Genomic DNA, 21,780 nt, shown 5'->3' on the forward strand with positions numbered 1-21,780 from the left:
TGCCTGAAAATCAGCCACGCGCCACGTCGATGCCGCGTTGCAGCGAGATCGTTTTCGCTGCCGCGTTCGCCTTCAGAGAGATTCCGTCTCAATTTTTATTGAGCGCAACCGCAGTGCACGCGGCGCGCTTCTCACCGCTCGCAGATGTGCTAACCTTTTTGCGTCTGTCGCCTCGACAGGCTCCAAACTTCGCCTCTCGACTAGCAAAACAAAATAACGTGCAGCCCTGACGGCTGCCTTAGGGGAGTGACGCGATGAAATTCCATCAATCCGTCTTTCAATCCGTCCTGGCGCTTGCAGCGGTTGCGCTTCTCGCGGGGACCAGCGCCGGCAATGCGCAACAGCAGGACAAGAACAAGCCGCTGAAGAAATACGAATCCGGCACCAAGGAGTTCTGGACCCATCCGCCGGATGATTGGTTCCTGGGCGACGAGACCGAGGCGCAGAAGGGCCTCGCGCCGCCGTCGGGTCCGCCGACCGGTGCGTCGGAGGCCGAGCTCGCGGCGATGATGAAGAAGATCAAGCTGCCGGCGGGCTTCAAGATCGAGGTCTATGCACCCGGCGTTCTCGCCGCGCGGCAGATGGCCTGGGGTGACAAGGGCACGCTGTTCGTCGGCTCGTTCGGCCTCGGCAACGTCTATGCCATCAAGGACAACAACGGCAAGAAAGAGGTCAAGACCATCCTGAAGGGGCTGAACATGCCCACCGGTCTCGCCTTCAAGGATGGCGCGCTGTACGTCATCGCGGTCGACAAGCTGATCCGCTACGACAACGCGGAAGCCAATCTGGACAAGCTCGGCGACGGCAAGGTCGTCTATGACGACATGCCTTCCTATGCCGCGCATGGCTGGAAGTACATCGCAGTCGACAAGGAAGGCTGGTTCTACCTGCCGTTCGGACCGCCCTTCAACGTCGGCGTTCCCCCGACCAGCGTCTCGCAGATCCGCCGCGTCGATCCCAAGACCGGCAACGCCGAAATCTATGCGCTCGGCGTTCGCAACTCGGTCGGCGGCGACGTCGATCCGCGTACCGGCAAGTACTGGTTCACCGAAAACGCGCGCGACTGGATCAGCGACGATCTGCCCAGCGACAAGCTGAACATGATCTCGAAGATGGGCGAGCATTTCGGCTATCCCTATTGCCACCAGGGTGACCTGCCCGATCCGAAGTTCGCGATGGGTCACAAGTGCTCCGAGTTCACGCCGCCCGTACTGAATCTCGGCGCGCACGTCGCTCCGCTCGGCATGAAGTTCTACACCGGCGATCAATTCCCCGCCGAGTACAAGAACAACATCCTGATCGCCGAACACGGCTCCTGGAATCGCCACAAATACCAGGGCGGCCGCATCATGCGCGTGATCGTCGGGCCCGACGGCAAGAATGCCAAGCAGGAGGTGTTCGCCTCCGGCTGGATCGAGGGTGACCAGGGCTATCTCGGCCGTCCCAGCGACATCATCCTCGCCAAGGACGGTTCGATCCTCGTCGCCGACGACTGGGCCGGCGCGATCTATCGCATCAGCTACAGCAAGAAGTAGCGCGCGGGCGAATCAAAGGCTGCGGTGGGCATGAGGCGGCCGCAGCCTTTTTCGTGAATGACCGTCGTTCCGGATTGCGCGCCCTTGCGCGCAAGTCCGGAACCCATAACCACGACTGGTGGTTATGGATTCCGGGCTCGTGCTTCGCACGCCCCGGAATGACAATCTCGATAGATCGGAATCCCCATCATGCGCCGGCAGTTCATCTCGCACGCAATCAGCGCGATTGCGCTTGTCACGCTGGGCTTCTGCCCGGCCGATGCCGCCGACACCGCCGCCGGCAAGGCCAAGGCTGAGGTCTGCGCCGGCTGTCACGGCGAGAACGGTATCTCGCAGACCGAGAACATCCCCTCGCTCGCGGGCCAGCCCGATCAATTCCTGCAATGGCAGCTGGTGTTCTTCCGCGCCGGCTCGCGCAAGAACGAGCAGATGCAGCCGATCGTCGAGGAGATCAACAACGAGGACATCCGCAATCTAGGGGCTTACTTCTCGCAGCTCGCGCCGCCGAAGGGACCGGAAGACCAGGATCCCGATCTGTCGAAGAAAGGCACACAAGTCGCGGCCGGTCGCCGCTGTGCCTCATGCCACACGGACACTTACGCGGGCACCAAGGCCGTCGCGCGCCTCGCCGGCCAGCGCGAGGAATATCTCGTGAAGGCGCTGCACGACTACAAGGCCGGCCAGCGCGTCGGCGGCGGCGTCGCCGCGATGGCCGATGTCGCCTACGCGATGAGCGAAGAAGAGATTACGGCGGTCGCGCATTATCTGGCGCATTTGCAGTAGCTCCACACTCCGCCGTCGTCCCGGACAAGCGCGCCCCAAGCGCGCGCAGATCCGGGATCCATAACCACAGAAAGATGTGGTTACGGGGACTCGGAGTGACGACGTCGCGTACGATGTATTCTCGTGGTTATGGGTCCCGGATCTGCGCTTACGCTTGTCTGGGACGACACCCGAGTGTGTAGCGGGCCGCTACCCCGCCCGCTGCTTCTCATACGCCTTCAAATGCGTATAGGCGATGCGCAGCTTCGGCAGCGGCACCTTGGCGGCATCGCCGCGTGCAATGAGATCGCCGATGACGTGATCGGCCTCGACCGGCAGGCCGGCCTTGATGTCGCGGAACATCGAGGCGGTCATCGGCGAGCCCTCGGTGGTGAGGTTGCCCTTCACCCGCTCGAAGAACGGGCCGCCTGGCTGATAGCCTGACGCGGTGGCAATCTCACTGGTCTCATCGAGTATGCCGAGCAGGAAATCCCTGCCGCCGGGGGCGGCGAGGATGTTGCCGACGGAGGCGCGCATCAGGCTGGTGGAGGCCGCGAGCGAGGAGAGGAACACCCACTTCTCCCACATGTCCTGCATGATGTTCTGGCTGGCGGTGGCCCCAACGATGCCGCTCTTGAAGGCTTCGTCGATCGCCTGGACCCGGTCGGACAGCTTGCCGTCGCGCTCGCCGTAGCTGATCGCCTGCATCGGCTGGAGCTGCACCACCTCGCGCTTCTCGCTCAAGGTCGCTGCGATGGCGCAGAGCCCGCCGAGCACGCGCTCCTTGCCGAACCTGGCATCCAACGTATCGAGATGCTTCATGCCATTCAGCATCGGAATGATCGCCGTATCAGGCCCGACCGCCGCCGCGAACGACTTGATGGCATCGTCGAGATCGAACGCCTTGCAGCTCAGGAGCACGACGTCGAACTTGTCCTTCAGCTTGTCGGCCTCGACCGTCGGTGGAGCCTTCAGAGTCACGTCGCCGTTCGGGCTCTTGATGACGAGGCCGGCGCTCGCAAGCTCGCCGGCGCGCCGCGGCCGGACCAGGAAGGTGACGTCGCGGCCGGCCTGCAACAGCCTGCCACCAAAATAGCCGCCGATGGCGCCGGCGCCGACCACGAGGATGCGCATGGGATCTTCCTTGTTGTTGCTCTTATCGCTTCTTGGACGTCGCTCTGACCTGGTGCGCAATTGCGACTAGGCCAGGATGGCATCGGGGGAGATTGCTAGCTTTCCGGGAGATGCGGGAATCACTTTCCCGATACCATCTCCTCGACCTCGCGCAGCTGCTCCTTGCCAAAAAACATCTCGTTGCCCACGAAAAAGGTCGGCGAGCCGAACACGCCGCGCGCGACCGCCTCTTCGGTGTTCTTGATCAGCTTGCCCTTGACCTCGGGCTCCTGGGCGCGGGCGAACAGCTTTTGCGCATCGAGGCCGGAGGATGCCAGCGCCTTCGCCGCGATTTCCGGGTCGTCCATCTTCTTCGGCTCGCGCCACATGTGGTGGAAGGCGGCCTCGACGTATTTCTCGAACACGCCCTCGAGCTGCGCCGCGATCGCGGCGCGCATCAGGTTCAGCGTGTTGACGGGGAAGTGCGGATTCCAGACATAGGGCTGAACCTTGAAGCGCTTGATGAAGCGCTCGGTCTCGACCGCCTGGAATTCACGCTTGTTCTTGACGCCGGCGAGCGTCTCGGCCGGCGACTTGTTGTTGGTCGACTTGAAGATGCCGCCGAGCAGGATCGGCACATACTCGAATTTGACGCCGATGCGCTGCTCGATCGCCGGGATCGCCAGATGGCTGAGATAGGCGTTCGGGCTACCGAAATCGAACAGGAATTGCGGGGCTGTGCGGGTCAAAATCGTTCTCCCTGACCTGACTTTTGATCTGGCTTTTCGTCCATTCTGGCGCAGCGCGCGCCACAGGTCCACCGTTTAATGATGGTCATAATACCTTGATGATCCGGGTCAGATCAGACGCCGGATCGTCCGCTTGCGCCACACCAGGAGGTAATAGCCCATCTGCAAAACGAACATGGCGCAGAACACGATCGGATAGGCGGCCCATACGCCCTTCAGGCCAATCGTGCGGCTCAGGATGACCGCGGCCGGCAGCTCGATCGCGAGAATCGCGAAGATCGAAAGCAGCATCGGCGTCAGCGCCACGCCGGCGGCGCGCATGGCGCCGGAAAACACCGTTGCCAGGCCGAACGGCACCGAGCTCCACAAGGCGATGATGAGCAACTCCTTCGCCAGATCGAGCACGGCGCCATCGGTGATGAAGATGCCGAGCACGGCGCGTGGCGCGAGATACATCAACGCCACGAGGCCGCCGGTCAGGACGAGGTTGAACGCGAGGCCTGTGCGAACGATGCCGTCGAGCCGGTCCCTGTCGCCGCCGCCGACGGCCTGCGCGCCGAGGATCGAGACTGTGATCGAGATCGACATCGCCGTGAACTGCGTATAGCCCATCACCTGGTTGACGGCGCCATAGGCCGCGGTGGCGTCGGAGCCAAAGCCGTTGACGAGGCCGAGCAGCACCAGCTCGGCGATCGCCATCACCACCATGCCGATCGCGCTCGGCAATCCGATGCCGAGGACCTTGCCGAGCACCGCGCCGTTGAGCCGCAGATGACGCAGCAGCGCGGCATCGGGAGCAAGCGCATGTTTCTTCCGCAGCAAATAGAGGGCCAGCACGATCAGCGTCACAACGTTGGCGATCGCGGCCGCCCATGCCGGGCTGGTGATGCCGGCCGCCGGCAATCCGAACGCGCCGCGGATCAGCATTGGCGTCAGGATCAGGCCGATCGCGGTCGACAGCGCCAGCGCCAGCAGAGGCGTGAGCCCATCGCCGACACCGCGGATCATCGCCGTCATCAGCAGGAAGACGAAACCGAGCGGCATCGTGAGCAGCATGACGCGCGCATAAGCGCTGGCCTGGTCGAGAATGTCCGTGGGCGTCGCAAGTGCCATCATCAATGGCCGGCTGAACAACCCGCCGACCAGTGCAAGCGAGATCGAGAGCAGCAGGCCGACCGCGAGCGTCGTGCCAACAACGATTTTGATCCGGCCATGTTCACCGGCGCCAAACGCCTGGCCGATCAGCACCGTGGCGCCGGTGCTCAAGCCCATGACGAAGGCGAACAGAAAGAACATCACGGGGAAGAATGCCGAGACCGCCGCGAGCGCGTCGACGCCGATCATCTGGCCGAGATAGACGTTGCTGACGGTGCCGAACAGCGATTGCAGCGCGTTGCTCAGCATCAAGGGCGCGAGGAAGCGGAGGAATGTTGTCCAGAGCGGCGTGACGGCGGACATGGATTTGCCTTTCATCAGGGCGTGCGAAACCGTTGCCGCGCGAGGCGCGGCTTGGGCCGTCGATAGGGTTGAGGGAAAGCGCCGCGCGGTCTACGCGCGGTCGCTGTAGGCGAGCTTGACGATGTGGTCGCGGATGTCGGTGGGCCAGTCGGCGATCAGCCCGGTGAAGCGCCGCCGGTCATCCGCGAACAGCGCCCGCGAAGCTTCCTCGAACTGCGGCAGGTTGCCCGCCATGGTCGACATGACGTGATAGGCCGCATCGCGCGCCTGCCGCTCTCGGTCCTTGTCGCCGCTGGCACGCCGTGCCTCGTCGACGAGTTTCCGCAGCGCGACCGAGGCGCCGCCCGGCTGCGCGTTGAGCCATTCCCAGTGCCGCGGCAGCAGCGTTACCTCGCGCGCGACCACGCCGAGTTTCGGCCGGCCGCGCCCGCGCGGCTCGCTCGGTGGTGCGGTCTCCTCAACCGGAGGCGGGACAAGCTTCGCCACCCGCGCCAGCACCTCGCGATCGCCGCCGCGCAGATCGAAGTCGATCGATCGGCCCGTAGCGTCCTCGAAGATGATGATGGGCTCGTCCGGCGGGGGCACGATCCGCTTGACGACCAGCGCGACCTCTCCGGCCGACCCGGACGCCAGGCGGCGCTGGCCCTGGAAGGCCGTGAAAGTCCTTTGCATTGAAATCATTGCCATATCCCGATGACGTTGATCATTTAATACCCGGGTAAATTATTGCCGTCAATATACCCGGGCTAAAATATCCGTCCGGATGGCTCGACATTGCGTTCCCGGGCTGGCACGTACGCGGCCAACGACCACGCCTAGCCTGGGGATCCCGCCGATGCTGACCGTCCATCACCTCAACAATTCCCGCTCGCAGCGCGTGCTGTGGCTGCTCGAGGAGTTGGGCGTGCCCTACGAGATCGTGCGCTATCAGCGCCAGCCGGACATGCGCGCGCCGAAGGAGCTGCGCGCGATCCATCCGCTCGGCAAGTCGCCCGTCATCACCGACAACGGCAACACCATCGCCGAGTCAGGCGCGATCATCGAATATCTCATCGCCACCTACGGCAACGGCCGGCTGATCCCGCCGCCGAACACGCCTGAGCGACTGCGCTTCACCTACTGGCTGCACTATGCGGAAGGCTCGGCGATGCAGCCGCTGCTGCTCAAGCTGCTGTTCACGCTGATGCCGAAGCGTGCGCCGGCGCTGCTTCGTCCGCTGGTGCGCAAGGTCTCGAACCAGGCGCTTACCGCGCTGGTCAATCCGCAGCTCAAGCAGCACATGGATTACTGGGAAGGCGAGCTTGCGAAGAGCGAGTGGTTCGCCGGCAACGAGTTCACTGCAGCCGACATCCAGATGAGCTTTCCGCTCGAAGCCGCGCAAGCGCGCGGCGGGCTGGAGCAGGGCCATCCCAGGGCGATGGCGTTCCTGGAGCGCATCCATGCGCGGCCGGCCTACGCCAGAGCGCTGGAAAAAGGCGGGCCGTACCAGGTGGGGCGGTAAGCCCACTCTCCCGTCATTCCGGGGCGGTGCGCAGCACCGAACCCGGAATCTCGCGCCACAATCTCGAGATCCTCAGGTACGCAATTGCGCACCATAGTTCGGCTCTTCGAGCCGCCCCGGGATGACGCCGAGTAGTCAATCCGCGTGCAGCACGCGACCGCGCGTCTCCGGCAGCGCGAAGGCGGCGATGAAGAACAGCGCGTAGGCTACCACCGCAAACATCGCGATTGCGTTCGCAAGCGACGTCGTCGCCGACAGCGCACCGACGAGGAACGGAAACAGCGCGCCGATGCCGCGGCCGAAATTGTAGCAAAAGCCCTGGCCGGAGCCGCGCAGCCGCGTCGGATAGAGCTCAGTCAGGAACGCGCCGATCCCCGAGAAATAGCCCGAGGCGAAAAAGCCGAGCGGGAAGCCAAGCACCCACAGGATCTCGTTGGTCAGCGGCAGCTGCGTATAGAGCAGCACCACGGCCATGGCCCCGAGCGAGAAGATCAGGAACAGATTGCGCCGTCCGATCCGGTCGGCGAGCCAGGCGCCGGTGAGATAGCCGATGAAGGAGCCGATGATCAGCGTCGAGAGATAGCCGGTCGAGCCGACGATCGACAGATGCCGCTCCTTGGTCAGGAACTGCGGCACCCAGAAGGTGACGGCGTAGTAGCCGCCCTGGCAACCCGTCGCCATCAGCGACGCCAGGATCGTGGTCTTCACCATCGGGAAGGTGAAGATCTCCCAAAGCTTCGGATGACTGCCCGTTTCCGCATGCCTGGCACGGGCCTCGGCTGCGATCTCCGGCTCGGTGACGGAACGGCGGATGTAGAACACCAGCAGTGCCGGCAGCGCGCCGATCACGAACATCCAGCGCCAGGCCGTCTCGGCCGGCAGGACCGAGAACAGGATTGCCTGCGAGAGCACGGCGAGACCCCAGCCGACCGCCCAGCCCGATTGCACCGAGCCGACGGCGCGCCCGCGATATTGCGGCCGGATCGCCTCGCCCATCAGCACTGCGCCCGCCGCCCACTCGCCGCCGAAGCCGAGGCCGAGCACGGCGCGTGCAATCAGGAGCTGGTCGAAATTCTGCACGACGGCACAGACCAGCGAGAAGAACGAGAACCAGATGATGGTGATCTGGAGCGTCCTGACTCGTCCGATATGGTCGGAGAGGTAGCCGCCGAGCCAGCCGCCGATCGCAGAGGCCAGCAGCGTCACGGTGCCGGCGAGACCCGCCGAGGCCGCATCGACCTTCCACAGCGCGATGATGGTGCCGATCACCAGCGGATAGATCATGAAGTCCATGCCGTCGAGCGCCCAGCCCGCCGCGCAGGCCCAGAACGTCCGCCGCTCCGGCGCGTTCATGTCGCGATAGAAGGCGAGAAGGCTGGTGTCCTCGATCTCGGCGCGTTCGATGCGCTGGTTCGGATCGGCTGTGGTCATGTGTGTTTCCCCGGCAGTTTCTTGAAGTTGCGCGGTGGTAGCACGCGCAGCAGCGGGCGCAAGCCGGCGCCCGCTTCCGTGCCATGCGGCGGACGAGTTACTGCCCTGCCGCCTCTGCGCCGCGTGTGCGCGGATCGGGTGCGCCGAGGGGGCCATTCGGTGTCACCGCGATCGAATTGGCGGAAGTCTGTCCCATCGGCTCGACGATGGGATGGTCCATCGCCTTCAGCTCGAACAGGACATCGTCGGGAAAGCCGCGCTCGACGCGCACCTCGTCCGGCAGCCATTGATGGTGCAGCCGCGGTGTGGCAACGGCGGCGGCCACATCCATTTTGTAATCGAGCACGTTCACGATCACCTGGAGCACGGTGGAGATGATCCGGCTGCCGCCGGGCGAACCCGTCACCAGCACCGGCTTGCCGTCCTTCAGCACGATGGTCGGCGACATCGACGACAACGGTCGCTTGCCGGGCCCCGGCAGGTTGGCCTCGAAGCCGACAAGGCCGTAGGCGTTGGACGCGCCGACCGCCGCGGTGAAATCGTCGAGCTCGTTGTTGAGCAGCACGCCGGTGCCCTCGGCGACGAGGCCAACGCCATAGCTGAAGTTCAGCGTGTATGTATTGCTGACGGCGTTGCCGCGGCTGTCGACGACGGAGAAATGCGTGGTGTTGCTGCCCTCGCGCGGCGAGGCGGCGGCGGAGACCAGCTGCTTCGACGGCGTGGCGCGGCTGGTGGAGATGCCCGCGCGCAGCTTGGCGGCGTAGTCCTTTGCCGTGAGGGTCTCGATCGGTGCGTTGACGAAGGCAGGATCGAAGAGATAGCGCGCGCGGTCTGCATAGGCACGCTTCATGGCCTCGATCAGGAGATGCAGCGATGCCGGCGATCCCTGCTTGAGGTCGGCAAGCTGAAAGCCTTCGAGGATATTGAGGGTCTCCACCAGCACCACGCCGCCGGAGGAAGGCAGCGGCATCGACACGATGTCGTAGCCGCGATAAGTGCCGCGCACCGGCGTGCGGATCACCGCCTGATAGGTCTTCAGATCGGCTGGCGTCATGATGCCGCCCGCCTCGGACACGGCCTTGGCGAGTTTGTCCGCGACCGCGCCCTCATAGAAGCCGCGTGGTCCCTGCGCGGCGACGGCCGCCAGCGTATCGGCAAGGTCGCCCTGCACCAGCCTGTCGCCGTCACTGAGCGGCGCGCCATCGGGGCGCGAGAAGATCCTGGCCGCGGAAGGCCAGCGTGTCAGCCGCCGGTGCCAGCCCGGGAGCGTGTCGGCGATGTCGTCGCTGACGACGAAGCCGTCGCGGGCGAGCGCGATCGCAGGCTCGAGCAATTGCGCCAGCGTGAACTGGCCCGAGCCATATTTCTCCCATGCCAGGGCAAGGCCTGCGACGGTTCCGGGCACGCCGATGCCGAGCGCGGAATCGCGCGACTTCGCAATGTCGGGCTTGCCGTCGGGGCCGAGGAAGATTTGCGGCGTGGTCGCTGCCGGCGCGGTCTCGCGATAGTCGATCGCGATGTCCTCGTTGCGCTCGGCGGAATGGATCATCATGAAGCCGCCGCCGCCGATATTGCCGGCGCGCGGATAGGTCACCGCCATCGCAAAACCGGTCGCGACCGCGGCATCGACGGCATTGCCGCCGCGTCGCAGGATATCGGCGCCGACCTGCGCCGATATCTTTTCCTGCGCCACCACCATGCCGTGCTCGGCTGCAACGGCATGCACCGTGTCGAGCGCCGGCGGGACATAGCCCCGCCGCGCATCCTGCGCGGTCGCAGATGCCAGACCAAGCGCCAGAGTGGCCAGGAAGGCGAAAAACGTCCGCCGGGTCGAAAATGACGACATCATCAAATTTCCGCCGGGTCCTCGGGACAGTTCACACGCGTCGCTTATGCTATACGGTTTGCCCCAAGACAGGCAAAACTGTTCGTGATGAGGACTGCGTGATGACGACGATCGCCCCGGATGCGCGCATGGCCGGCGTGCTGCGGACCTATCCGCCGCGCGCCGCTGTCATCAGCTGGATCTTTTTCGACTGGGCTGCGCAGCCTTATTTCACGCTGATCACGACCTTCGTGTTCGCGCCCTATTTCGCCACCAGCATCGCGCCAGATGCTGCCACAGGCCAATCGCTGTGGGGCTTTGCGATGGCGGCTGCGGGCCTCGCCATCGCGCTGATGTCGCCGGTGCTGGGGGCCATCGCGGATGCCTCGGGCCGCAGGAAACCATGGATCGCGGGGTTCGGCACGCTGCTGGTGCTGGCGTCCTGCACGCTGTGGATCGGCAAGCCCGGCGATCCCTCAGTCATTCCGCCCCTGCTCACCGCGGTCGCGCTCGCCAGCGTCGGCGCGGAATTCGCCACCCTCTTCAACAACGCGATGATGCCGACCCTGGTGCCGCCCGAGCGAATCGGCCGGCTCTCCGGCACCGGCTGGGCTACGGGTTACATCGGCGGCATCGTGAGCCTGATCATCGTGCTCGGCTTGCTCGCTGCGAATCCCGAGACCGGACGCACGCTGCTCGGCTTCACGCCGCTGTTCGGGCTCGATCCGGCCAGTCATCAAGGTGATCGCGCCGCCGGACCGCTGACCGGGGTGTGGTTCATCATCTTCGTGACGCCGATGTTCCTGTTCACGCCGGACTATCCGGCGAAGCGGCCGGTGCGCGAGGCGCTACGCAAAGGCCTGTCGGAGCTGAAGCAATCGATCAGGAGTTTGCCGCAGCAGAAATCGCTCGCAGCGTTCCTGCTCGCCAACATGATCTACACCGACGGCCTGGTGTCGCTGTTCGCATTCGGCGGCATCTACGCCGCCGGCACCTTCGGCTGGCACACGATCCAGATCGGCACCTTCGGAATCATGCTCGCCATCGCCGGCGCGTTCGGCGCCTGGCTCGGCGGCAAGCTCGACGATCATCTCGGGCCGAAGCGCGTCATCGCCGGCAGCATGCTGATTCTGCTGCTGTCGGTGGCGGCGATCCTTCTGGTCGACAAGGACAGCGTGCTGTTCGTCAAGGTCGCGGCCCCCCAGCCGGGCGCTCCCCTGTTCTCGAGCGCGGCTGAACGCGCCTATCTCGTGCTGGGCTGCCTGATTGGCGCCGCCGGCGGTCCGCTTCAGGCTGCCTCGCGCACGTTGCTGATCCGCCTCGCGCCAAAGGATCGCATCGCGCAGTATTTCGGCCTGTTCGCGCTGACCGGGAAAGTGACGTCCTTCATCGGCCCACTGCTGATCGGCATGATCACGGCGGTGACGGCCAGCCAGAAGGCCGGCATGGCCGTGCTGGTGGTGTTCTTCGTCGCGGGACTGGGGCTGTTGATGCGGGTGCGGGAGTAGCTTCCCGCCGTCGTTCCGGGGCATCGCGGAGCGATGAACCCGGAATGACGGCGAAATCAGTGCCTGAAATGCCGCGTTCCCGTGAACACCATGGCGATGCCGTGCTCGTCGGCGGCCTTGATCACCTCGTCGTCGCGCATGGAGCCGCCGGGCTGCACAACGGCGGTAGCGCCGGCCTCGATGCAGGCGAGCATGCCGTCGGCGAACGGGAAGAACGCATCCGAGGCCACCACCGAGCCCTTGGTGAGCGGCTCGGCGAGCTTCAGCTCAGCCGCCGCATCCTGCGCCTTGCGCGCCGCGATCCGGGCTGAATCGACCCGGCTCATCTGGCCCGCGCCGATGCCGACGGTAGCGAGATCCTTGGCGTAGATGATGGTGTTGGACTTGACGTGCTTGGCCACCCGGAACGCGAACTTGAGGTCGCGCATCTCGGCGTCCGTGGGCGCACGCTTGGTCACCACCTTGAACGTCATGTCGTCGACCACGGCGTTGTCGCGGCTCTGCACGAGCAGGCCGCCGGCCACCGTCTTGGCGGTGAGGCCCGGCGCGCGCGGATCGGGCAGGCTGCCCGCGAGCAGCAGGCGGAGGTTCTTGCGCGCGCCGATGATCGCGATCGCTTCCTCGCTGGCGTCGGGCGCGATGATCACCTCGGTGAAGATCTTCGTGATCTCGCGCGCGGTGTCGGCGTCGAGCGCGCGGTTCATCGCGATGATGCCGCCGAACGCCGAGGTCGAATCGCAGGCGAGCGCTTTGCGATAGGCGCTGACGAGGTCGGAGCCCTCAGCGACGCCGCAGGGATTGGCGTGCTTGACGATGACGCAGGCCGCGGTGCGCTTGGCGTCAAACTCGCCGATGCACTCGTATGCCGCATCGGTGTCGTTGATGTTGTTGTAGGAGAGCTCCTTGCCCTGCAGCTGCCGTGCGGTCGAGACGCCCGGGCGCTTGTCGGGAGTCGCATAGAATGCCGCGGTCTGGTGCGGGTTCTCGCCGTAGCGCAGCGACTGGATCAATTTGCCGCCGAAGGCGCGGAAATCAGGTGCGTCGATCTCGAGCTGCCGGTTGAACCAGTTCGAGATCGCGGCGTCGTAGGCCGCGGTGCGCGCATAGGCCTTCGCGGCAAGCCGCCGGCGCAGCTTCAGCGTGGTTGCGCCCTTGTTGGCGGCGAGTTCGTCGAGCACCGCCTTGTAGTCCTCGGCCTCGACCACCACGGCGACGTCGTCATGGTTCTTGGCGGCGGCGCGGATCATCGCGGGGCCGCCGATGTCGATGTTCTCGATGCAATCCTCGAAGCCCGCGCCTTTGTCCACGGTCGCCTCGAACGGATAGAGATTGACGACGAGCAGATCGATCGGCGCGATGCCGTGCGCCTTCATCGCATCCGCATGGTCCTTGTTGTCGCGGATCGCGAGCAGGCCGCCATGCACCTTCGGATGCAGCGTCTTGACGCGGCCGTCCATCATCTCGGGGAAGCCGGTCAGCTCGGAAACGTCCTTCACCTTGAGGCCGGCCGCGGCGATCGCCTTGGCGGTGCCGCCGGTCGAAACCAGTTCGACGTCATGGGCGGCAAGCGCCTTGGCGAATTCGATCAGGCCGGTCTTGTCGGAGACGGAAAGCAGGGCACGGGTGACGCGGCGGGGATGGTCAGTCATGAGCAAGATCCTCTGTCTTAAGGAGTGTCTATGCCCAGGCGCGCGGCGTCTTAAGTCCCGCGCTTCCCGATGGTGCTCCATCCAAGGTCGCCAGTCGCGCGAGCGAGCGCTCGATAGCAGCTTTCGGCCGTTTTCACAACGATGAGATGGGGCCGAATCGTGCGCATTTACAGCGGAAGTTCCGGCTCGCGGCGGGCGTTGCGGCGGGCATTGGTGACAGCGGGCGAAGCGGTGGAGCGGACAAAGCTCCAGCGGAGCGAGGGCACCTGGCGGGCATCCTGCCGGATCACGATCTGCGCGGTGCGGCGCGGGCCGTCATTGCCGGCCAGGAACACGCTGTCCTCGAGATCGACCTTGTCGTCGAGCGCCTCGAAGGTCCAGACGTCGCGGTTCGGCAGCACCAGCATGACGCCGCGGGCATCCGACAGCCGGCTCGCCTTCACCGCCGGATGCAGATGGAAGCGGACCGCGAAATCGGCATCCGCGCCCTTGAAACGTCCGCCTTGCGGCGGCGACAGCGTGTCCTCGCCGTCGATGCGCGCGCCGTCATTGGCGATCATCAGGACGCGGCGATGGATCGCGCCGAATTTGGCAAGATAGCCGTCATGCGACGTCGTGAGCAGCGTGCCGTTCTGAACGACCTCGCGATAGCTCTCGACCTCGACCGGGCCGCTGGTGACAGGCGAGCCATGCAACAGCCGCTTCATCGCCGACATCTCCACGAACTGGCATGAAGAGGTGTCGTGATAGGTCAGCGTCGAATGCGCCGCCGTGCTGCGCGCGAACGGCCGCCAATTGTCGCGGCCCGTGGTCGGCATCCCGCAATTGGTGACGATGCGGCTGATGCCGGAGGACAATTCGAACGACAGGCAGCCGGCATGGGCGTCGTGGCTGACGCCGGCCGGCGGTGGCGGGCCGGTGTCGATGATCAGTGTGGTCTGGCCGGCATCGAGGCGCTGGAAGCCGGTATGCGGCATGTTCGCCATCGGCGCGCCGTGGGTGTCGTCATAGGCGAGCAGCGTGGCGAGCAGGTCCGAGGGCGTTGCGCTCATGCCGTTGAACAGCGCGAAATTGCCGTCGCCATGCCGGAAGAAGCGCAGCATCGGCATCATGCGGTCGATCGCGTTGAGCAGCGCCGGCGGCGGCGCGATGTTGCGCGCGGCAAAGGTCTGCCGCAGCGGCAAGAGGTCGATCAGGAGCTCGATCAGCGCGCCCGGATTGCGGGAGATGTGTCCGCCGTCGGGCAGGATCTGCCGCTGCAGTTCGTCCGAAAGTTTTTTCGAGGCGCTGCGGATATGGCGCGCCTGGTTGGCGAGGCAGAGTGTCGTGTAGCACAGCGCGATCAGCACCTGGAGCTTCGGCACCCCGTCCGGGATGTTGACCATGGTGTAGCGCAGGAAGCGGATCTCGCGGGCCAGCGCGCGCAGATAGCGGCGGTAGAATTTGTTGTCGGTGTCGTTGAGCACCAGGGGCGCCTGCGACAGCAGCGAGATCACGCGCCGCGCGAGCACGTCGGCGCGCCGCGCGACGGGGCGGCGCTTGTTGGCGGGGTTGGCGATCCAGTCCTCGACCAGCGCGCGCGCATTGGCGCGCGTCAGCGCGGTGTCGGCGGCGCGCAGATGGCGCAGCCAGCCGAAGCCGAGCAGCGCAACCTCCCAATCCTCCGACGGCGGCTCGAGATCGAAGATCGAGCGGCCGTGGCAATTGACGATCTTGCCAGCGAAGACGAAGCGGCCGGCATAGATCTCGGCGGCGCGGGTCGCGTCCGCGGTGCGCAGATCATGCGGCGCGATGATCAGGCGGTCGGTGCGGCCGGGCCAGACCCGTGACAGCGCAACGGAGCCGCCGCTCGCGCGCGCGAGCATGTTCCGCGCGAAGCGGTTCATCACCAGCGTCGAGATACGTCTGCGTTGAGCGACCGACACGCCTTGCCTTGAAGGGGGAGAGGAGGATTCCGACGAATCCTTATTAATCCCAAAATCGACCGTCTGACACCACCTTGAACGGTGGGAATCAACGCCGAGGTTGCAAAAACCAGTGCAAAATCAGGATTTAACGAGCCGGGCTGCAAAGAATCCGTCGAGCCCGCCGAGCTTGGGATCGGCGTTCGGCAGATGGCTGGGCAGGGTGCGCAGGTCGCCCTCGGCAGTGATGATCTCGGAGAGCCCTGAGACCTCCAACGCCTCGATCGGGACGCGGCGAAGCGCAGGCTCTGCGGCCAGCAGCGTGGCGATGGCCTGTTCGCCCTCTTCGGGTTCCAGCGAGCAGGTGCAGTAGACCAGCGTCCCGCCCGGCTTGAGCAGCGAGACCGATTTTCGCAGCAGCCGCTGCTGGAGCGCGGTCAGGGCGGCGATGTCGGACTCCTGTCGCAGCCAGGCCACGTCGGGATGACGGCGGATCGTGCCGGTCGAGGTGCAGGGCGCGTCGATCAGGATACCGTCAAAACCTTCGGCGGGGCCGGCCCATTCCGCGGCGTCAGCGACGACGGTCTCGGCCTGGAGCGACAGCCGCGCCAGATTCTCGCGCAGCCGTGCGACCCGGGCGGGCGAGCGGTCGATCGCCGTGACATGCGCGCCGGCGTGCGCCAGTTGCGCGGTCTTGCCGCCGGGGGCGGCGCAGAGATCGGCAATGGACTTGCCCTTAATGTCGCCGAACAGCCGGGCCGGCAATGCGGCGGCGGCATCCTGCACCCACCACTGTCCCTCGGCGAAGCCGGGCAGCATGGTCACCGAGCCGTGCAGCAGCATCCGCACCGTCCCCGTCGGCAGCGTCTCGCCGTGCAGGCGGCTCGCCCATTGTTCGGCGTCCGACTTCACGGTCAGATCGAGTGACGGCTCATGGCCGAGCGCCAGCGCCATGTCTCTTGCGGCGGCCTCGCCATAATGTGCGCGCCAGCGCGCCAGCAGCCATGGCGGCAGGTCCAGCGATTGCGTGGCGACTTCCTCGACCAGCGCCTGGCCCTCGCGCGCACAGCGGCGCAGCACGGCGTTGACGAGGCCGGCATAGCGCGCGGCGCGCCGGTCGGATTGCACGAGGCGGACGGAGAGATCGACGGCGGCATGATCGGGCACGTCCATCCAGAGGATCTGGGCGGCGCCGATCAGCAGCGCGCTCTGCGCGCGCGGTGCTTCGGAGGGGATGCCCTTGTCGAGCAGGCGGGATAGCACATGGCCGAGCGTGCCGAGCCGGCGCAGCACGGTCGCGACCAGGCGGCGCATCAGCGCGCGGTCGCGGTCGGCCAGCGTCTTCAGTCCGGGATGGGCGCCGCTGCCGTCGAGCTGGTCGTCAAGCGTGCGGTGCTTGTGCAGCACGCCGTCGACGATGTCGGCGGCAATCCGCCGCGCCGCGAGACCAGGCACTTCGGATGGTGGGGCGAAACGTTGAGATGGCATGCGGAAGCAAGGTTCTGAGCGAGCGGCAGTTCCGCCGATATGGGCGCATGCCTTGAGAAAGCGATCTCTGGCACGCGAATATGCCAAATGTAAGAATCGCTTCCGGCTTTTTCAGCCCTTTGGGCCCGATTTCAGGAATGCGTTATTGGACGTCGCATTGCGGCTCGTCCTGCGCTAGAAGACCTGGCGATGAGTGACCAGCCACCCGTTTCCGATCGCAAGCCGCTGTCGCCGGCAGCCCAGCGCGCGCTGGCCGAGGCCGAGGCGCGCCGACAGGCTGCGGCGGTCCAGGCCGAGGACGACGCCAAGGCGACGCCGAAAGAGTTGCAGGGGCCGAAGGGACCCGAGCCGACCCGCTACGGCGATTGGGAGCGCAAGGGCATCGCGTCCGACTTCTGAGCCGTCAGCCGGATCGGTCGACGATGCGGGCAAGGCTCGTCCCGGCCGCTAGAGATAATGGTGCTCCTGGGCGCGGCGCAGGTTGATGTCGACCGCGGCCACCGACCGCGTACACGTTCGGATGAGCTGTGCCGTGGCGGTCGTGGACACGGCTGTCGTCGTAGCCGCAGCGAATCCCGCCGAGTGCGTCGAACGCGATGAGCCCCTGCCGCTGCATGTCCTGATAGAGCGGGCTCGAGTCCAGCCGGTAGGACGGTCCTGTCCCGTCGATGACGTAATCGACGTCGTGACGATCGCCCTCGCCCAGGATCGCGCGAAATCGGCCGCCGATGCCGGTCACGTTGCGCAGCCGGGCGTGGGCCGAGAGCCTGCCCGAGCGCATCAGGTCGCGGATACGGATTGCGTTCTCCAGCGGCATCGCCGAACGATTGCGGAGCCAGCCGGAATTGTAGACGTCCATGAAGCGCATCTTCTCGACATCGCGCATCCGGCTCCAGGCATCGCACATCACGTCGATGACACTGACGAGATAGGAGTAGACGCTGGGCTCGCCGGACTCCGCTCGCCCGATGTTGTGCTCGAGATCGGCCAGCGCATCGCCGCCGACGTTGCGGCAAGACAGATCGCAGCGAATTCCGGTGGTCTCCAGCAGCAGTCCGGAAAGGCGGGCGGCAAAGGCGTCCGCTTCGATTCGCTCGCGGCTGGCCACATAGCGATGCAGGGCGTCGCGGAAGTCATCTGCGGTGGCGGGAAGCGTCACCGGCTGCACCGTCGGAAACAGGCCGCTTCTGGAGAAGCAGGTCATCCTGACGGACTGGTGGGTTTTGGCCAGCGCCGCCGCGGTGTCGACCGCGCTGAGTCCGCTTCCGAGGATGCCGACCTCGACGCCGTCGCGATCGGCGAAGGCGAATTGGGCGTAGGGGTCGCGGATGTAGTTCGGGATTGCGGCGAGGCCGTAATGGTCGTCGGGCGCGTTGTGACCGGTGCAGAGGATCAGCACGGACGAGATATGCCTGATGTTGAGGTCGGTCGTCAGCAGGACATCGCGATCCGGCGAGAACCGCATGCGGACAATTTCGGCATGCTCGACATGAACGGGCACGCCGGCGCTGCGGCATTGCGCGATCGCGGCCAGTCGCACGGCGTCGAGGTAGTCCCGATAGACCATCCGCGGCAGGTGCCTGTTGCCGTGGCAGGAGAGGCCGCGGGCCCGAAGCCAGCGCAGAAACTCGTCCGCGTCGCCCGGACGGATCGACATCGTCGACGCCTTCATGTTGAGCAGATGGCGGTCGCTCTGCGTGCGATAGGCAACGCCGCCATCGAAACCGGACTTGTCGAAGAGCTGAATTCCGCTGATCGCGCCGTTGTCTCGCCCTGATGCGGCGAGCTCCGCCAGATGACGCAAGATCGTGATGCCGGTCGCGCCACCGCCGACAATGCTGATGATCATCGCTCAATCCCCCAGTCTATATGTTTGACCCAGGCGCGAGCGGGGGCTCGGCGTGGGGGTCTCCCAAAGCCGTTGATTATTCGTCACGTGAGAATGATCGCTTGCGGTCGGCCTCGGGCCGGCCGCAGGAGGTGCGGGTCTTCAGGCGGCCCGCACCGTATCGAGGAATTTCGCGACCTCGTTCTTGAGGCGGCCACTCTCGGTCGAGAGTGAGCGCGCGGATGCCAGCACCTGTGTCGACGCCGAACCGGTGGCGCCGGCGCCATGACTGACCTGAGCGATCTTGTCGGCGACCTCGACCGTTCCCTTGGCCGCTTCGCTGACATTGCGTGCGATCTCGGCCGTCGCAGCCCCCTGCTCCTCGATGGTGGCGGCAATGGTGGTCGAGATGTCCGAAATCCTGGAGATGGTCGTGCCGATCTCCTTGATGGCACCGACGGAGTCTTCCGTCGCCGTCTGCATGTCGGCGATCTGTGCGCCGATCTCGTCGGTTGCCCGCGCGGTCTGGGCTGCGAGCGCCTTGACCTCACTCGCCACCACGGCAAATCCGCGACCCGACTCGCCGGCGCGCGCCGCTTCGATGGTGGCATTCAAGGCCAGCAGGTTGGTCTGCTCCGCGATTGCGGTGATCAATTTGACGACGTCGCCGATCCGGCCCGCGGCCTTGAGCAATTCGTTGATCCGGAGGTCGGTACGCTCGGCCTGCCGCACCGCTTCGCCGGCGATGCGGCTGGAATCATGGACCTGCCGGCCGATCTCGACGACCGATGCGCTCATCTCCTCGGCGGCGGACGCCACGGCTCCGACATTGGCAGAGGCTTCTTCGGAGGCCGCGGCCACCATTCCGGAAAGCTGCTCGGTCTCTTCCGCTGTCCCCGACAGCGTGCCGGCGGCGGATTCGAGCTGCTGCGAGGCGACCGAAACCGAATTGATGATGCCGCCGACCGCATCCTCGAACGCACCGGCCAGCCGGATCATCTCCTGCTTGCGCTGCGCAGCGGCTGCGGCCTCCTGATCCTTCTGATCGGCCTCCATCCGCTCGATGCGGATCAGGTTGTCCCTGAACGTGCGGGCCGCGCGAGCGTTGTCGCCGACTTCGTCACCGCGGGCGGTGTAGGGAATCTCGACGGCCTTGTTGCCGCCGGCGAGTTGCAGCAGCACGTCGCCGATGCGACGGATCGGCCGGGCGATGCTCAGCACGGAAAACAGGGCGGAGCCGGCCAGGACCAGGATCACGAGGACGCCGACGGCCAGGCTGACCTGGGTCGCCTGCTCCAGCGCGGTCACGAGCTGGCTCTGCCGCAGAGCCATATATTCGTTGTTGGCGGCGACCAGCTTGTCGACGCGCGTTGTGATTTCCTTGGCGGCCGGAAGCACCCGCTCGTCGAAAATGCGCCTCTTGGCTTCCTCCGCCTTGATGGCTGCGCCGGTTGCCGCCTTGTAGCGTCCGGCGAGCGCGGCGAGCGCGTCGACACCGTCGACGATCTTCTTGTCGTCGGCGGACTGACGGACCTGTTTCAGAACGCGGATCATGGCGTCGGCGCGTTCGGCGATGCGGTCCTTCTGCACGGCGTCTCCGGTCGCCGTGAAATGCCAGTCGGCCGCGCTGACCGCCTTGAACAAGGCGTCGGCTTCGCGCAATGCGACCTCGATGTTGAGCCGGTTCTGCGATGCGGCGATTGCGGACGACGCCAACAGGGTCTCGAGGGCCTTGTTCCAGGCCTCCTCGATCTGGCTTGCCGCGGCGAATTCGGCGACGGCGGTGCCACGAGCCTCGCCGAGATCGTTGCCGGCCTTCAGAGAGGCGTCGAGCAGGATCTTCACCTCGCGACAAAGCTCTTTGGCTTCGGCACGCTTGGACCGTTCCAATGCGGCGTCTATTTCGGTCGTGGCACCGGCGATGGAGCCACGCAATGTTTCGAGATGTTTGGCGAGACCGTCGGCGGAGGATGCGGATCCGATTTCCGCTATGGCGAGGCGTGCCCGGGTCACTGCGAGTTCGGCGCCCTGGGCGTTGGCCTTGTTCGCGGTGTTGATGACCACCAGCCGGCTCAGGTCCGCGATCTGCTCGTTGCGAATGAGCCGGTTGGCGAGCATGCCGCCGACGAGAAGGACACCCGCACTCGCGGTCAATCCCAGTTTTGTACCGATGCGAACCTTGAACGATGCCATGCTTACCGCTCCCCACACGCAAACCGAGTACTCCGCCCTATCACTAAACAACGCGTGAATCTTAAACTCCGTACAACTACAGGAGGTATCGAGCGGAGAGCGTTTGGAACAGCGCGCCGCGCATAGGTACGTTTCTTCGTCGGGCAACGATCGGGGCGATCAAGCGATCACCGATCAGCCCGGGTGCCGATCGTGCCTTGCCGGTTTCCCCGACTCAGTCCTAGCGTGAGTTGATGCGCTTCCACGATCGCCCCAATGCCTATCGGCCGCAGTTCGGCGGTTCGCCATTCGGCCGCCGCTTCGCGGGGCTGTTGCCGTGGATGTTCGTGGTCGGCGTCGCGGCGGCGATCGTGCTCACCTTCCGGCACGGAGCGCCTGTTCCGCATGGAGCCGACGGTCGGTCGCAAGATACCGAGATCATCCTCCAGCAATCCGGCAATTCCGCTAGCCGTCAGCCCGTCGACGTCATCCGCACCATCGACGGCGACACTTTTCTCGCGCGCGTGCATCAGCAGGGCGGCCGCGATCTCGTCGTGCGCGTGCGCCTGCGCGGCATCGATGCGCCGGAGATGAAAGCCTCCTGCCAGGAGGAACTGGACAAGGCTGAAGCCGCCACCGACGCGCTGCGCAACCTGCTCGGCCAGGGCGGCGTCACGATCACCAATCTCGGCCCCGACAAGTACGGGCGTGTTCTTGCCGACGTCGCGACCAAACGCACTGCCAACGTCTCGGCCGTGCTGCTCGCGGGTGGTTATGCGCGCAGCTACAATGGCGGCCATCGCGACGGCTGGTGCGCGCGGGGGTGGCGCTTCTGGTAACAAAAAAGCCGCGTCGAG

Annotated in this window: 17 protein-coding genes and 1 riboswitch; of the genes, 6 read left to right on the forward strand and 11 right to left on the reverse strand. The window is 65.6% G+C overall.

The window, feature by feature from the left end; translation table 11 throughout:
* Positions 1-254: 254 nt before the first annotated feature.
* The gene (locus ACFLEY_RS00335; protein ID WP_060909627.1) at positions 255-1,535 is read left to right on the forward strand and encodes a sorbosone dehydrogenase family protein; all 1,281 of its coding nucleotides are present in this window, start codon (positions 255-257) and stop codon (positions 1,533-1,535) included.
* Positions 1,536-1,724: 189 nt separating this feature from the next.
* On the forward strand, positions 1,725-2,318 hold the full coding sequence (locus tag ACFLEY_RS00340; protein ID WP_028174967.1) for a cytochrome c: 594 nt from the start codon (positions 1,725-1,727) through the stop codon (positions 2,316-2,318).
* A 189-nt stretch (positions 2,319-2,507) separates the two neighbouring features.
* Here ACFLEY_RS00340 and panE read toward each other — a convergent pair whose 3' ends face one another.
* The 4 genes from panE to ACFLEY_RS00360 form a co-directional block, all read right to left on the reverse strand.
* Positions 2,508-3,431 carry a 2-dehydropantoate 2-reductase gene (panE, locus tag ACFLEY_RS00345; protein ID WP_060909628.1) on the reverse strand — a complete coding sequence of 308 codons (924 nt, stop codon included), beginning with the start codon at positions 3,429-3,431 and terminating at the stop codon, positions 2,508-2,510.
* Between the two features lie 119 nt (positions 3,432-3,550).
* Positions 3,551-4,159, reverse strand: coding sequence for a 2-hydroxychromene-2-carboxylate isomerase (locus tag ACFLEY_RS00350; protein ID WP_060909629.1), 609 nt, complete (start codon positions 4,157-4,159; stop codon positions 3,551-3,553).
* 108 nt (positions 4,160-4,267) lie between these two features.
* Positions 4,268-5,617: an MATE family efflux transporter gene (locus ACFLEY_RS00355; protein ID WP_171901167.1), complete on the reverse strand. Its 1,350-nt coding sequence runs from the start codon at positions 5,615-5,617 to the stop codon at positions 4,268-4,270.
* Between the two features lie 90 nt (positions 5,618-5,707).
* Positions 5,708-6,304 (reverse strand): DUF2239 family protein, encoded by a 597-nt coding sequence (locus tag ACFLEY_RS00360; protein ID WP_082755725.1) that lies wholly within the window; start codon positions 6,302-6,304, stop codon positions 5,708-5,710.
* 148 nt (positions 6,305-6,452) lie between these two features.
* Between ACFLEY_RS00360 and ACFLEY_RS00365 the strand changes: the two genes are divergently transcribed.
* The gene (locus ACFLEY_RS00365) at positions 6,453-7,118 is read left to right on the forward strand and encodes a glutathione S-transferase family protein (protein ID WP_060909632.1); all 666 of its coding nucleotides are present in this window, start codon (positions 6,453-6,455) and stop codon (positions 7,116-7,118) included.
* A gap of 135 nt (positions 7,119-7,253) precedes the next feature.
* Here the strand turns inward: ACFLEY_RS00365 and ACFLEY_RS00370 are convergent, their stop codons facing one another.
* Both ACFLEY_RS00370 and ggt read right to left on the reverse strand, forming a co-directional pair.
* Entirely contained in the window at positions 7,254-8,549 is a 1,296-nt protein-coding gene (locus ACFLEY_RS00370; protein ID WP_060909633.1) for an MFS transporter, read from the reverse strand.
* 97 nt (positions 8,550-8,646) lie between these two features.
* Positions 8,647-10,398, reverse strand: a complete 1,752-nt coding sequence (ggt, locus tag ACFLEY_RS00375) for a gamma-glutamyltransferase (RefSeq protein WP_082755726.1) — start codon at positions 10,396-10,398, stop codon at positions 8,647-8,649.
* A gap of 98 nt (positions 10,399-10,496) precedes the next feature.
* Between ggt and ACFLEY_RS00380 the strand changes: the two genes are divergently transcribed.
* Positions 10,497-11,882, forward strand: coding sequence for an MFS transporter (locus ACFLEY_RS00380; RefSeq protein WP_060909635.1), 1,386 nt, complete (start codon positions 10,497-10,499; stop codon positions 11,880-11,882).
* Between the two features lie 56 nt (positions 11,883-11,938).
* Here ACFLEY_RS00380 and purH read toward each other — a convergent pair whose 3' ends face one another.
* From purH to ACFLEY_RS00395, 3 genes are all read right to left on the reverse strand, one after another.
* Entirely contained in the window at positions 11,939-13,531 is a 1,593-nt protein-coding gene (gene purH, locus ACFLEY_RS00385; RefSeq protein ID WP_028174960.1) for a bifunctional phosphoribosylaminoimidazolecarboxamide formyltransferase/IMP cyclohydrolase, read from the reverse strand.
* A gap of 25 nt (positions 13,532-13,556) precedes the next feature.
* Positions 13,557-13,639, reverse strand: a riboswitch (ZMP/ZTP riboswitch).
* Between the two features lie 59 nt (positions 13,640-13,698).
* Entirely contained in the window at positions 13,699-15,417 is a 1,719-nt protein-coding gene (locus ACFLEY_RS00390; RefSeq protein WP_060912809.1) for a heparinase II/III family protein, read from the reverse strand.
* 159 nt (positions 15,418-15,576) lie between these two features.
* On the reverse strand, positions 15,577-16,923 hold the full coding sequence (locus tag ACFLEY_RS00395) for a transcription antitermination factor NusB (RefSeq protein ID WP_060909636.1): 1,347 nt from the start codon (positions 16,921-16,923) through the stop codon (positions 15,577-15,579).
* A gap of 189 nt (positions 16,924-17,112) precedes the next feature.
* On the opposite strand from ACFLEY_RS00395, the gene ACFLEY_RS00400 reads away from it, so the two are divergent.
* Positions 17,113-17,322: a DUF1674 domain-containing protein gene (locus tag ACFLEY_RS00400; RefSeq protein ID WP_028174957.1), complete on the forward strand. Its 210-nt coding sequence runs from the start codon at positions 17,113-17,115 to the stop codon at positions 17,320-17,322.
* A 4-nt stretch (positions 17,323-17,326) separates the two neighbouring features.
* On the opposite strand, the gene ACFLEY_RS00405 is transcribed toward ACFLEY_RS00400, so the two are convergent.
* Together ACFLEY_RS00405 and ACFLEY_RS00410 are read right to left on the reverse strand one after the other, a co-directional pair.
* Positions 17,327-18,772, reverse strand: a complete 1,446-nt coding sequence (locus tag ACFLEY_RS00405) for an FAD/NAD(P)-binding protein (RefSeq protein WP_060909637.1) — start codon at positions 18,770-18,772, stop codon at positions 17,327-17,329.
* A gap of 141 nt (positions 18,773-18,913) precedes the next feature.
* Positions 18,914-20,944, reverse strand: a complete 2,031-nt coding sequence (locus ACFLEY_RS00410; RefSeq protein WP_211433344.1) for a methyl-accepting chemotaxis protein — start codon at positions 20,942-20,944, stop codon at positions 18,914-18,916.
* Positions 20,945-21,177: 233 nt separating this feature from the next.
* On the opposite strand from ACFLEY_RS00410, the gene ACFLEY_RS00415 reads away from it, so the two are divergent.
* Complete coding sequence (locus tag ACFLEY_RS00415) at positions 21,178-21,762, forward strand: thermonuclease family protein (protein ID WP_039186434.1); 585 nt, start codon at positions 21,178-21,180, stop codon at positions 21,760-21,762.
* Positions 21,763-21,780 lie beyond the last annotated feature (18 nt).

It is taken from the genome of Bradyrhizobium sp. YCK136 (genome assembly GCF_044570075.1).
In the GTDB taxonomy this organism is placed as follows: Bacteria; Pseudomonadota; Alphaproteobacteria; order Rhizobiales; family Xanthobacteraceae; genus Bradyrhizobium; species Bradyrhizobium diazoefficiens.

Coding starts and splice junctions, on each gene's coding strand:
- ACFLEY_RS00405 (WP_060909637.1), bottom strand. CDS start 18,772: ATGATCATCAGCATTGTCGGCGGTGGCGCGACCGGCATCACGATCTTG.
- ACFLEY_RS00415 (WP_039186434.1), top strand. CDS start 21,178: ATGCGCTTCCACGATCGCCCCAATGCCTATCGGCCGCAGTTCGGCGGT.
- ACFLEY_RS00400 (WP_028174957.1), top strand. CDS start 17,113: ATGAGTGACCAGCCACCCGTTTCCGATCGCAAGCCGCTGTCGCCGGCA.
- ACFLEY_RS00365 (WP_060909632.1), top strand. CDS start 6,453: ATGCTGACCGTCCATCACCTCAACAATTCCCGCTCGCAGCGCGTGCTG.
- ACFLEY_RS00335 (WP_060909627.1), top strand. CDS start 255: ATGAAATTCCATCAATCCGTCTTTCAATCCGTCCTGGCGCTTGCAGCG.
- ACFLEY_RS00395 (WP_060909636.1), bottom strand. CDS start 16,923: ATGCCATCTCAACGTTTCGCCCCACCATCCGAAGTGCCTGGTCTCGCG.
- ACFLEY_RS00340 (WP_028174967.1), top strand. CDS start 1,725: ATGCGCCGGCAGTTCATCTCGCACGCAATCAGCGCGATTGCGCTTGTC.
- ACFLEY_RS00390 (WP_060912809.1), bottom strand. CDS start 15,417: ATGAACCGCTTCGCGCGGAACATGCTCGCGCGCGCGAGCGGCGGCTCC.
- ACFLEY_RS00370 (WP_060909633.1), bottom strand. CDS start 8,549: ATGACCACAGCCGATCCGAACCAGCGCATCGAACGCGCCGAGATCGAG.
- ACFLEY_RS00360 (WP_082755725.1), bottom strand. CDS start 6,304: ATGGCAATGATTTCAATGCAAAGGACTTTCACGGCCTTCCAGGGCCAG.
- ACFLEY_RS00410 (WP_211433344.1), bottom strand. CDS start 20,944: ATGGCATCGTTCAAGGTTCGCATCGGTACAAAACTGGGATTGACCGCG.
- purH (WP_028174960.1), bottom strand. CDS start 13,531: ATGACTGACCATCCCCGCCGCGTCACCCGTGCCCTGCTTTCCGTCTCC.
- ACFLEY_RS00380 (WP_060909635.1), top strand. CDS start 10,497: ATGACGACGATCGCCCCGGATGCGCGCATGGCCGGCGTGCTGCGGACC.
- panE (WP_060909628.1), bottom strand. CDS start 3,431: ATGCGCATCCTCGTGGTCGGCGCCGGCGCCATCGGCGGCTATTTTGGT.
- ACFLEY_RS00355 (WP_171901167.1), bottom strand. CDS start 5,617: ATGTCCGCCGTCACGCCGCTCTGGACAACATTCCTCCGCTTCCTCGCG.
- ggt (WP_082755726.1), bottom strand. CDS start 10,398: ATGATGTCGTCATTTTCGACCCGGCGGACGTTTTTCGCCTTCCTGGCC.